Annotated in this window: 10 protein-coding genes; 6 read left to right on the top strand and 4 right to left on the bottom strand. The window is 55.9% G+C overall.

Features of this window, described 5'->3' with window-relative positions:
- Positions 1-323: 323 nt before the first annotated feature.
- A complete protein-coding gene (locus ACWHYZ_RS09330; RefSeq protein WP_447986999.1) occupies positions 324-671 on the bottom strand; it encodes a hypothetical protein in 348 nt (115 codons plus the stop codon).
- 732 nt (positions 672-1,403) lie between these two features.
- Between ACWHYZ_RS09330 and pepA the strand changes: the two genes are divergently transcribed.
- From pepA to ACWHYZ_RS09310, 4 genes are all read left to right on the top strand, one after another.
- On the top strand, positions 1,404-2,207 hold the full coding sequence (gene pepA, locus ACWHYZ_RS09325; RefSeq protein WP_447986998.1) for a flocculation-associated PEP-CTERM protein PepA: 804 nt from the start codon (positions 1,404-1,406) through the stop codon (positions 2,205-2,207).
- Positions 2,208-2,300: 93 nt separating this feature from the next.
- Positions 2,301-2,579 carry a LuxR C-terminal-related transcriptional regulator gene (locus ACWHYZ_RS09320; protein ID WP_447986997.1) on the top strand — a complete coding sequence of 93 codons (279 nt, stop codon included), beginning with the start codon at positions 2,301-2,303 and terminating at the stop codon, positions 2,577-2,579.
- A gap of 998 nt (positions 2,580-3,577) precedes the next feature.
- Positions 3,578-4,731 (top strand): IS3 family transposase gene (locus ACWHYZ_RS09315; protein ID WP_447986848.1). Its coding sequence is split into 2 segments (ribosomal slippage): positions 3,578-3,836 and positions 3,836-4,731, totalling 1,155 coding nucleotides; the frame shifts between segments, so codons are not numbered across the junction.
- A gap of 293 nt (positions 4,732-5,024) precedes the next feature.
- Complete coding sequence (locus ACWHYZ_RS09310) at positions 5,025-6,332, top strand: PhoPQ-activated pathogenicity-related family protein (protein ID WP_447986996.1); 1,308 nt, start codon at positions 5,025-5,027, stop codon at positions 6,330-6,332.
- Positions 6,333-6,611: 279 nt separating this feature from the next.
- On the opposite strand, the gene ACWHYZ_RS09305 is transcribed toward ACWHYZ_RS09310, so the two are convergent.
- Both ACWHYZ_RS09305 and ACWHYZ_RS09300 read right to left on the bottom strand, forming a co-directional pair.
- Complete coding sequence (locus tag ACWHYZ_RS09305) at positions 6,612-7,136, bottom strand: hypothetical protein (RefSeq protein WP_447986995.1); 525 nt, start codon at positions 7,134-7,136, stop codon at positions 6,612-6,614.
- A gap of 361 nt (positions 7,137-7,497) precedes the next feature.
- Positions 7,498-7,860, bottom strand: a complete 363-nt coding sequence (locus tag ACWHYZ_RS09300; RefSeq protein ID WP_447986994.1) for a response regulator transcription factor — start codon at positions 7,858-7,860, stop codon at positions 7,498-7,500.
- A gap of 997 nt (positions 7,861-8,857) precedes the next feature.
- Between ACWHYZ_RS09300 and ACWHYZ_RS09295 the strand changes: the two genes are divergently transcribed.
- Positions 8,858-9,346: a DDE-type integrase/transposase/recombinase gene (locus ACWHYZ_RS09295; RefSeq protein WP_447986993.1), complete on the top strand. Its 489-nt coding sequence runs from the start codon at positions 8,858-8,860 to the stop codon at positions 9,344-9,346.
- Positions 9,343-9,723: an IS3 family transposase gene (locus ACWHYZ_RS09290; RefSeq protein ID WP_447986992.1), complete on the top strand. Its 381-nt coding sequence runs from the start codon at positions 9,343-9,345 to the stop codon at positions 9,721-9,723. The genes ACWHYZ_RS09295 and ACWHYZ_RS09290 overlap by 4 nt, the downstream gene beginning before the upstream one ends.
- 648 nt (positions 9,724-10,371) lie before the next feature.
- On the opposite strand, the gene ACWHYZ_RS09285 is transcribed toward ACWHYZ_RS09290, so the two are convergent.
- Positions 10,372-11,901: a hypothetical protein gene (locus ACWHYZ_RS09285; RefSeq protein WP_447986991.1), complete on the bottom strand. Its 1,530-nt coding sequence runs from the start codon at positions 11,899-11,901 to the stop codon at positions 10,372-10,374.
- Positions 11,902-12,263: the final 362 nt, after the last annotated feature.

The following is a 12,263-nucleotide window of genomic DNA, read 5'->3' as shown; positions in this document are numbered from 1 at the left end:
AGCCTCTACTGTACCCCTTCTACACATCCCCTCACCGCCTTCCTACTCTTTTGCTCAAACGCTTCAACGGCTGTCCGGCGATCCGGTGCTTGGATCAGAGAGTACTCGATATCCCGATGTCCCGACAGACTGGTATGGGCCTTTCCTCTCGCGTGGGCCCCAGCATTGTTGTCGGATATCCGTATAAGACCACACGTACGGCATGAGAGAAGCATGGCGGTGAGTGGATGGCGTTCCACTAGGTCCGTATCGGCACGGATCGGCTCCTGCTTTCATGCAGGTATTTGCCCCTTTAGAAAGAGGATGGGAAGCCAGCCACCTCCTTACCATGTGATCTGCAAGGTGAACTGGAGCCGCTTATCGCAAGGAGTGGTGAGGAGGAATAGCCGCTCGGAAATAGGGACCGGCAGATTGACACCATCAAGCAGGTTCTTGGACGTCGCGACCATCTCATCAAAGCCTAGGCCAAATCGGAGACCTTTTCCTCCGTGCTCCAGCGTTGTAGCCGTGACGAGCTGAAGCCCTGTTCCACCCGCCATATCCAAGAGAGAAAGACGCAACTGTGAGGTGGTCATCGCGGAGTCGGAAAGCACGGTAGACCACAACGGGTCGAGCGCGGCTGCTTGAGAGGCTCCCACTAGGGCCAACGCCATGGCCTCGATCACAATCATGACGTATCGCGAGCAGATACTCATGGTAGCCCGGTAGCCTAATTACGTACTCATCACTTCTTTTCATACGCAACTGTATTGCCATGCAGCATGGCCTTGCTGGATCGGCAGAGTTATGTAATCCGCGGACCGGAGTGTCAGGTTTTCCGTGGGCTCTGTTTTAAAGAGGCTAACCATAACTGCGTGGCATGATGCGGAAAAGCAGTGTGGACGCGTGAGACGGGTTACAGAATCAGTGTCCAGTTCTACGGCATCGGAAGTCTCTGCCTGCCGCGTGTCAACGTTCGCCCTACGTTCGACCGTCTCCCAGTAGTGGATGCTTCATGGATCTATCCTTGGCACATACATACACCGCGATGTACGTGATACCGCCAGCTATTCGTCTCGGGGCAGGTGCGTCGGGTCGCGCATGGTATTCCGATAGCCGGCAGGCGGCACGATGCCCTGCTCTCAGAGCCAACGCCGCAATAGTTGACGGCCGTGCTCTGAGGAATCGCCTCGACTGCGGCATGTTGGGAGACCTATCTACACTGCCCACCGCAACTTCACACCTAGGTATGTCCACTGTACCGTCTTAGCTACGCAACTCGCCTTGACACGAGTGGCCCAGGCGAAACCGTAGGCGTAGTTAAAGTACCTGAGTTTAGTTAAGTTACGTACTGGCATTATCTATGCTTCCTCTAGGAGGTGTTTGTGACCGTCTCACCATTCACCTTATTAAGGAGGTTAGTTATGTTGACTAGGTCTGTTCTTCGTACTCTTGTGGCGGGCGGGTTCGTGCTGTCCACCCTGGCCAGCGTCGCGTCCGCCGACACCTTTACCGTCAACCCAGGCGCGATCGGGATCACCGGCCCCACGGTTCAGGCGAACTACGCCGACTTTAGTTATGTGACCCTGGTCAATCAAACAGCGACCAATGGGACCGGGACCTTCAATGAACAGGGGGCAGGGTTTTTCAGTTCCTACCGGTTTCCCACCTTGGCCGACGTCGTTACCAATGCGGGGATTAATACCGACTATAAGCTGTACGCGGTGTTTACCGGCAGCGGCACAGTGGCCCCGACCGTCGGCTCCCCGGGTGGAATCACCGCCACCTTCACCGACTTTTCCCTCAAGCTCTATGTTGATCCCAGCAAGAACAGCAGCATCGTAGCCTCTCCCGTCGGCACGGTGGGGGGAACCGTCAGCATCGCCGGTGCGGCTGACGATATCCTCGTGGGCCAGTCGGCCGGCTTAATCGCTGGGGAGGCGCACGCGTTCCCTGGATTGGCTAATGGCGACTTCGATGTGCAAGTGCGCTTGTCGCCTGTGGGTGGCTTCCTCAGCGGCCCTTTCGTCATGAATCTGACCATCGCGGATTTTAACGGTGTGAATACCAGTTTGCAGGGATTCAGTTTGGGCAGCTTCAACTCCGGACGCATTGACGGATCCGGCAATCTCAGCATGACGGCGGTGCCTGAGCCCTCAGCCCTCTTACTGTTGGGCTCTGGATTGGCGGCGCTGGGATGGGTCCGTCGTCAGGCACGCGGCGCCTAACAGAGACGCATTGATCCTTCCTTGAGACCGATCAAGGAAGGATCGTCTTCGACAGGGACAATAGGTTGCACACCCGAGCAATGTGGAGCTCGTATGCGGAGGACCGTCAAGGACACGAAGGGCAGCACGTCCGCTGCGCCGGCGCTGACACCGCGGCAGCGGCAGATCTTAGAATTGATCACCGCGGGCTATACCAGTCGAGAGATCGCGACACAACTCAAGATCAGTCTACAAACCGTGGAGGTGCACCGATTTAACCTCATGCGGCGGCTGAATGTGCGGAATGTGGCGCAACTGATTCGTCAGGCTCTCATTTTGCGCTATCTTCCCAGAGGGTTCATGCACCAGGGCATGTCAAGGGCAATCGTATGACCGTTGGGAGGGAAAACGGGCAGATCAGTCGCTTTTTCCTCCCTCTCACACGGGCCGTTCGACCTCAGCACGCACATTTTCGGCGAAGGACGTATAACTGACTAAGCGACTATTATTAAAGAGCTTGCTGCCACACTGGCATAGTCTTCAACCATGCGGTGGCATACTCTTGTAGTGTCGGAACGGATCTCTTCCTATCTCCTAATGGAGATAGGCCTAGAGCCAGCCTCGCTGAACCTGTGCTGCAATGTGTTTGGCCGTTTTGTCGCCGTCTTCACCCCTGCCCATCGACGAGCGATCCTCTTGCGTTGGTTATTAACAAAGAGCCACCAGCCACGCTTCCATTGCTTTACATTAACTCATTACTTTCCCCTCTTGCGTCTCGGCTGCTTAACCAGATCATTCCGCGTAACGCCAAGCGCCTTGCATAACTTCATTAGGTGGAGAGCCGTGGATCAAGTTGTTCCGGCCTCCAGCCACGCCACGGGCACGTAATGCACTCAGAAATCTCTCAGAATGGTCGGAGGTTGAGGACGAGACACTATCGATATTCGCGCAAGCACAGCATACATGGAAGGGAAGACCTAAAGTACACACTATCGCTAAAGTGCATAGAGTCGCCGGAGGGCACATTTATCCATATGGATTCTTGGGAGCTTTCAATTGGCTCTGCACCATCTAGAACCTTGATCGCAATGTCGAAGCTCGTTAATTCATGTTTGGACATATATTTACCCCGCCCCTGATGCTAATAGCTCAATCCGTATTTCGAGCGTGAAGGTCGAGGGTCAACGAAGACAATTTCATGGACTTGAATTAACGATTCAGAAACCTGATGTTTATAGTCCTCACATTCAGGCAAACGTAGAATGAAGCTCCGGTAATAAGTTGCTTCGTCACGTTCGCCATCGAACTCAGACATAGGTATCGAGTAATTGGCCTGCTGCCGGTTTTAAAGACACCCAGTTAGGTGTATGAATGAAACCGGAGGTAAGGGCATGGAGCGACGCAAGTTTACGAGAGAGTTTAAGCTGGAGGCGGTGAAGCTGATCCGAGAACGCGGGGTCACTGTGGCACAAGCCGCTCGGGATTTGGGCGTGCATGGGACGGTGTTGCGTCGATGGGTGCAGGAGTGCAGGGCCGATTCACAGCAGGCTTTTCCGGGCCAGGGGCAGATGAAGCCTGAGCAGGCGGAACTCGCCCGGCTCCGTCGTGAAGTCATCAAGCTCAAAGCGGAGCGGGACATCCTAAAAAAAGCCGCGGCCTACTTCGCGCAGGAGGCGCTGTGAAGTTTGCCTTCATCGCGAAGCACCGGGGAATTTGGCCGGCGGCATGGTTATGTGAGGCGCTCGGTGTCTCGCGCGCAGGCTTCTATGCCTGGCGGACCCGGTCGCCGAGTGTCCGGGCGCGGGCCAACGAGCAGTTACTGATCCGCGTGCGGGCCAGCTTCCACACCAGCGATCGCACCTACGGGGCGCGGCGGGTCTGGCACGACCTGCTCGTGGAGGGCCTCGCCTGCGGCCTCCATCGCATTGAGCGGCTCATGCGCCACGCCGCTTTGCGCGCCCGCCCCCGACGGCGACGGATGCCCTCGGATACCGGCATGCGCTCGACGAACGCCGTCGCCGCCAATGTGCTCAACCGGACGTTTGATGCCGCCTCGGCGAACCGCAAATGGGTTGCCGACTTCACCTATCTCTGGACCGCTGAAGGCTGGCTCTATGTCGCGGCGGTTCTCGATCTCTTCTCGCGGCGGGTCGTGGGCTGGTCCATGAGTGCGACGATGACGGCCCAGCTCGTCACCGATGCGCTCGTGATGGCGATCTGGCGGCGGGGCACGCCTCACACGGTCCTGCATCACTCCGATCGCGGGAGCCAGTATACCAGTGAGCCCTTCCAACGGCTCCTGGCCGACCACGGGGTCACCTGCAGCATGAGTCGGGCAGGCAATGTCTGGGACAATGCGGTGATGGAGAGCTTCTTCTCCTCGCTGAAGACCGAACGCACGGCCGCGAAGATGTACCGTACACGAGCCGAGGCCAAGGCCGATGTGTTTGATTACATCGAGTGCTTCTACAATCCGCGGCGGCGGCATTCGACGTTGGGCTATCTCAGCCCGATGGAGTTCGAAAAACAGGCTGGATTAGCGTAAGAGCGTGTCTACCAAACCGGCAGCAGGCCAAATCTTTAATAATGCCACTAGACTTAGTACTAAGTGTAACAAGCGTTATCCCGGACAGTTCCTTTGACCTTAGGAGAGATGAATGGAAAAGATTGGAACTCTAAGTCTTCGGCTTTAGCACACCCACCCCGACCGCAACTTAGGATAAGCAGACGAGCGATTTCGGAATTGCGCGGCGATTTCGACGTATAGAGGGGGGTTGTTCTTCGGAGTCGCCTTGAGACTGCTCTTGCGAGCTTCATGGAAGGGAAAGGTTATCAATCATGCCAAAAACGCTTTATCGATCGTTTTTCCTTGTCGTCCTGGCCACGCTCGTATTCATCGAGGCGCCTCGAGGTCATGCCGCCAATGCACTCGAAACATATATTCAGCAACCTGATAACACCTTTGCCTGGGAAGTCCAGTCCGAGACGACCATCAGCCATTTCGCCGTGACACATGTGAAGATGACATCGCAAACATGGCGTGATCACAGGTGGACCCATGATCTCAAGATTATTCGTCCGGAACGAGTCCGCCACCCGGAGATTGCCTTGCTCTTCATCACCGGGGATAGTAGTGGCATAAGTACTGAACTCATGTTGCAGGCCCTGGCTGACCGCGCCGGTGCAGTCGTCGTAGAAGTGACACGCGTGCCAAATCAGCCCTTATTGGAGGGACGCAAAGAGGATGCGCTCATCGCCTATACGTTTGACCAATATCTTCGCACAGGCGATGAAACGTGGCCGGCGTTGTTCCCCATGACCAAGTCTGCTGTCCGAGCCATGGACACGGTGCAGGCATGGGCGAACGTGAAGCAACTGCAGAAGATTGAAAAATTCGTTGTGGCGGGCGCGTCAAAACGAGGTTGGACAACGTGGCTCACCGGCGCGATTGATTCACGTGTCGTCGCCATTGCCCCGATTGTGATCGATGTCCTGAACATGAAAGCGCAGACGGAATGGGCACAGAAAGTCTACGGTAGGCAAAGCGACAAAGTTTCCGACTACACCGATCTTAATCTCGTTCAACAAATGGACACGCCGCCTATGCAGAAGCTGCGGAGTTGGGTTGATCCGTACACGTATCGCGCGCGCTACACCATGCCAAAGCTGCTGTTGCTGGGTACGAATGACCCGTATTGGACGGTAGATTCGCTGCGGCATTACTGGGATGATTTACCGGACCCCAAATTCGTGTTTCAAACACCCAATGGTGGCCACAGACTTAGCAAGGAGGCCTCAGACACGCTAGTCGCGTTTTTCCAAATGATCGCCGATCAGGAGGAACTTCCGAGAATGGAATGGCAGCTCACAGACGGCAACGTAGGCATGCTCAGCGTCCAAGTAAATCGGCAAGCCAACGCTATTCATCTTTGGACGGCTGATTCCGCCATACGTGACTTCCGCAAGGCGGAGTGGAGCTCTCAGCCTTTGGAGATCGACCGGGGCAGCGGCGAAACCCGTGTGGTGGTGGATAAGCCAGCAACTGGGTATCGCGCCTTTATGGGAGAAGTGGTGTTTACGGCTTCGACTGGACATGATTACAAGTTGTCGACGCAGGTACAGGTCCTGCCCGATGATGTGAAGTGAATGAGTGAACAACTCGCCCGGGGACGATTCGCTCAAGACACGCGCCAGGGGTCACCTTCTGACTCAAAAGCCAGCGGGCTGACACATAATGCCTTCACTTCACTGTACCGGTCACAGCTTTGTTGGAGGATGAAGGCTCTCAGTGCAGAGATGGATTAGGCTCTCGCGTCCTTTAAGCACTGCGAGGAATGCACATTTGCTATACGGATCCCATTCTGTAGCAAGCCAACGTGCTCCAGCTCAGAAGCGAACCTATAACCGTCTCATCCCCCGCGCCTATTAAGGACGCCGATTGTCTTGTCGCGCCGAAACGGTGGGGCTTCCGACGGCAACATCCGGCGCGCCGTGCCCAATCATTAAGATGTCCATATCGGCCAAGGCTTGTCTCGCATGCTCGGCATACAGACGATCCCCGCCTTTCGCATACGACTGGACCACCCGTTGATACAGCCTTTGGGCAGCCCCATACTGTTGTCGGGTCGCGAAGTATTGCGCTAGCGCTAGCCAGTTGATGGCCGACTGTTCTCTCACGGCATCCAAGAGGCGGGTTTGTCGGTCCAGATCCGCCGGCTTCAGTGTGCGACTCCCTGGCACTCGACCGGCTTTTAGCTGTAAACCAATGAGCTCAATGGCGTGATTTTCATGCATGGCCGCCTCTACCTGCTCGCGCTGCAGAAAACTCTGGAACTGGTGGGTATGGAGCTGCAGGACCTCGCTTTGTGTACGATAGAAATTGGTTGAGCAGCCCGGGAATCCGAATACGAGGATGAGGCCAGCGACCATAAAACGAGATGAGAGGACCATGATACACCTCCGTATTCATGCCACGTGACTACAGACAGATACCCCTATTGGCCTAGGCATAAAAATAGGTATGGCGCGTAGCGCGTCGTCAGACCGAATGGAAGAGTATGGAACACGACGGTAGCCGAAGCGAGAGGGATCGACATCTATAAGGAAATGAAGCGTCAGGTTTGTGTGGTTGTCTTTCCATCGGACGTGTTCATCGGACCTAAGTTCATCGGACCTAAGAGGTGGCACTGGAGGCCGAGGCGTCTGCCCGGTCTCCGCATAAATCGCCTTGTGACCGAGGGAAATGACATGGCGAGCGATACGAGGCTCCGTTATGTTGGCTCGCTACACGTGCCTCCTCAAGGACCATCTTTCATGGACTCACCGGCAACACGGGCTTCTGAAGGACGGCATACGCGCCAGCCTTTAGGGCCTGTGTTCTCAAATTATCGTCACATAACCCGGTCATGACTATGACGCGAGCTGCGCCGAGTGATCCCTGGGCTTGCCCTAGAAGAGCCAAACCATTCATGCCCGGCATACGGAGATCGAGGAGTATCAGCCGATAGCGGTAGTCACGAAGCCAGCTGAGTGCGACATCCGCATTGATCGCTGTTTGGATAATGACATGGGGGAAATGCGTTGCTATGAACTCAGGGATGACTAATAGGGTGGCCTCATCGTCGTCAACAATCAGGATACGGTCCACATCTTCTTTGTTAGAGCGGTTGGGCATTGGACGAGGATGGTAGTGGAAGCACCGGGTATTACAATAGACTTCATAATAGGCACATACCTCAGAAGAATATGTCGGGATAGAATGACCTATTACGTAATCAATCGATGGGGTCTTAAGCCGAAAGGGCAAGGACACTATCGCCTAGCCACCCAGCGGCTTCATTATAATAGAGAGACCGGGCAAGAAGATCGACGCCGTTCGTGACGCTGACTGCTTATGCCTTGCAGGAGAAGCCCGCAAGGCGATTGACGCGGGGTGTGTCCCCCACCAATCCCCCGCTTGCCTCATTCAAGCTAATGACACGGTGACCCGGTGGAGCGCGGCGGCTGAAGCCTTATTTAGATTCCGCCCCTTAGCGCGGGGATCATGGTCCATGGCTTGCTACTCCATCCCCTGTATTGCATGGGCCTGGATGAGGAGCGTCGCTACGATGAATGAGTCCGGAAAGGCGAACCGGTGTGAGCCTACCACAACAGTGGTTCCCCTGGTTCCATAAGGATCGACTCGTAGAGAGATTAATCTCACATAAAGGGAGGCTACGCATAGCGTGGCAAGTAACAAGCACAAACAGCAATCTGTGAGCCGAGAAGCAGAGCGCGAAGCTCGACGTGATCTCATGCGACACGCCAGGACCTGATTTGATGGTTAAACACTCTCATTGTCGATGATCCGCTAGTCAGAGCCGCGTGAGAGCTATGTTGTCTGAGACAAGTGCATTCGCATCATTGGGCAGGCTTCAAACAGTGAGGAACGTGGCGGTGCCTAGCACGCCTCGCGACCGATCTTGTGCTCGTGGACATCGGCCTGCCAGGTCAGAGCGGCATCACGATGTTCACACGCCCTATCCAGGCGGCACCTCCATCTTCCCGGTGATTGTGCTGGCCACATATATAGAAGACCAGTACGGCTTCAGGCTGGTGCGGCGGGATGCGCGCGTCACGGAGGAGCGAGACATTTTAAAAAAAGCCGCCGCGTACTTTGCGAGGGAGTCCACGTGAGATATGCATTTATCCGGACTCAGGAACCGCACCATGGGGTAACGCGGCTCTGTGCGGCCCTGGCCGTCAGTCGGAGCGGCTACTACGCCTGGCGAGACCGCGCCCCCAGTGCGCGCGCCGTCGCGGATCAGCGATTGCTCCCCCTTCTCCACCAGCTCCATCAAGAGATGCGGGAAGAGTATGGAGCGATCAAACTCTGGCGAGAGGCCACGCGCCGGGGCCTTCGGTGTGGGCGGCATCGGGTCGTGCGCCTGCGCAAGCTCGGCGGGCTGGAGGCCAAACGGGTGCGCCGCTTCCGTGTCATCGTCGAACACCATCACTTGCCGCCCCCCGCTCCCAACGTCTTACAGCAGCGCTTTGCGACGACCGGGCTGAATCGCGTCTGGGTCGGAGATTTCACCATGGTCGCCATACGGACAGGGTGGCTCTATGTGGCAGTCCTCCTGGATTTGTATTCACGGCGGGTCATTGGCTGGGCGCCATGAAGAGCCAACCGGACCAACAGCTGACGCTGGATGCTCTCGCGATGGCCGTCCGTCAACGGCGCATTCGACCGGGCCTCATTCATCATTCAGATCAGGGCGCTCAATACAGCGCTCTCGCGTATCAACGACAACTCACGACGCTTGGCATGATCCCAAGCATGAGTCGCAAAGGCAATTGCTACGATAATGCGGTGGCGGAGAGCTTCTTCAGTACCCTGAAGAATGAACTCGTCCATCATCAGACGTATCACACGAGAGAGGAGGCAAGCCGCGATATCTTTGCGTTCATCGAAGGGTTCTACAATCGCCAGCGGCTGCACCAGAGCCTCGGGTATCTCAGTCCGCTGGCATTCGAGCGACGGATCAGTGACCCTTAACTTGGTGTCCACGGAATCCGGGCTAGCTCAATGCGTCCCTTAGAGGGGAATGGCGTTGAATTCGAGTCCCGGCCTGTAGTTGAAGTACCTCGACGCCTTCACGCCTTTGCTGGATCCAAGGGTTGCTCACAGTCACCAATCAGTGACCATGTGTCCCCGGTGTAAGCGGCTTCGAAGTGTGATGGGTTGGCTTGAGGCGGAGGAAGCCGCGCACGTCCTTCAAACCCTCGCAGACCACCTGCCACCGAGCATCCAGTATGCGCTTTGCCCCGATGATGAGGACCGACGCAGTGCGATCCTAAGGGGGCCACCGACTCGAGATGAAGACGACCAAGGGCTCATGAAGAATAAGGATCCTCGCTTCTCGCTGCTGCCGTCCTTAGAATCAGAAGTGATCGGGATCGTCCGAAGGCAGGACACGCGAACAGTAACTTCCCGCCTGTATGAGACCCGAGGTGAAGCGTAGGTCTTTCTGCTTGGCCTGCCGGCGCTCTTTATCATCCTGTGGGTTACGGCTCTCGTTCTGAACGTGAAAGCGTGGTGGCAGTTCCTAAGGGGCAACTGAGCCTCAGTAACAGAAGACTCGGAGAAACGACGAAGAGGAAACGATGCCCCTCTTCGTCGTTTCCCATTAGCGTCGCCCCCACCTTATCGTCTTCCCCTCCCATTCCCCTTACCCGGCTTGGCATTCGGAAGCGGCGTCGTCCCCGTGAGATTATAAACAATGACGGCCTCCCCGTTTCTCAGTGAGATTGAAGACGTCTGGGGTCCGACTGTCCCATCTTCTTTGAGCATCTGACCAGGAGATGGGAGGGCCACACTCGCCGCAGACCCATCGCTATAATCCGTACAATCCCACATATCTTTGGGTCGCACAAAGACGGTCACTTTTGTATACGTGCGTGACCAGATTTTATAGGCACAGGGACGGCCATCAGTAGAGGCTACGCCGGCCGTGCCTTCTTGCGCCACAACAGACTGCCCGACAGGATCCCCTATATTGACTTGGTAGGCTGCCAGCCACTCGGACGGGTCATTCTGAGGTTGAACCGTCACGTTGGAGCAAAACCCGGGATCGAAGTACACCAGTGCAGGACTACCAATGGGCTCCTTCATGAGATAGTAGCTGGCGAGTTGCCACATATGATAGCGAGCGATCGCCGACCCATAGTTTCCGCTGGTATACCCGCTTGGACCCCCGTAACACCATGTCCCGTGCAGGTCGACGACACCGCCCGTGTTCACGACAGATTTCACCATGTCCTGGAATTGCTGGTACTGATAGGCGCCGGCCCAGCTATCAGGACGATGCATGAACTCCGTGCTGACCCCGTTTGCAGCCTGAATCTGGGGGATGACCATAGGATCCGTTCCGTATGCAGCTGGATTGATCACCACGCGCTTTCCGGCCTGCTGAAACTGCTGCGCTAAATACCGTAACCAGCCGACCATGGCGTCATTGTATGCGGTATCCACCGGGTCCCCTGTGGTGACGACCCGTTGACTGTTAAATTCTCGGATGGCGCCACCGGAGAGGACGCGCACCTGATTGCCCCAGCTGCTCGTGATCACAAAGCCCGGGCCATGCTCATCGAGGAAGACCTCGTTGGCCCGGCTTCCAATCCCTGTTAACAGATCCTGCGCCTTCCAGGTTCGGAACGCAGTATCGCCAAGGTTGTGAACATATCTTCGGCTCGTCCAAATAAACGTCTGCACACGGCAGGCTAAGGTTGCCGGAGTCTCGGTCGGACACCCCGTCACAGTAATGGTGGCATTTTCTGATCCATCCATGTTGACGAAGCGAAGCTGGGTATCTTCCGAGAAGTGCAAGAAATAGGCTTCCGGTAAGTTGGCCGTATCTGTGCTGGCAAAGGTCGACAGATCGAGTTTGTACACGGACGTCTTGAGAGTAGGATTTCGAGTCACCAGATCGGTGGTATTGCCATTCGACTCGGCCGCATCAATGTGCTGCGTAAACCAGTCATAGGCTGAGGCCTTAGCTGTCGGATCACCGATGTAGGAAAGGGCCCGTCCAAAGTCATACAGGGTGATATGCGACCAATGCGGGCTTTGGGATGCTGGTGACTCAACTACTAACTGTGCATTGGCTTGCTGTATTCCCGTCCCGAGCAGCGCGACCATGGCGAGTGCCGCTATGCGTGAAATACTATTCATCATCCCTCCTATGTGGCCTACCCAAAAAGTGGAAATCATCCTACGTAGCAGAGGGCGTAGCAAGGATGAGGCCCACCTCTCGCAGCATGGACCAGTCCAGTAGGACCGCCGAGTAAGCCACGGGAATTGATGAGATGCCAGGTGATATGGTCTGCCGCCAGGTGCAAGAGCGGTCACCGGAATGCCGAGGTGGAGGCAGTTCAAATATGAACTGGGATACCAAAACTGGCCAAATGCAGAAAGGCAATTATTGGCCGCACGACCTTCGGTAGGTACGTGTGGCCTTTATACTGCTTTCTACGGAGCGAGGCTGGAGCTTTTGCATAGCCGTGTCATGATCGTGGATGAGTGACTGTGTCTGCGCC

The organism is Nitrospira sp. Nam74, from assembly GCF_965152615.1.
This window is presented reverse-complemented; position numbering and strand designations above follow the sequence as displayed.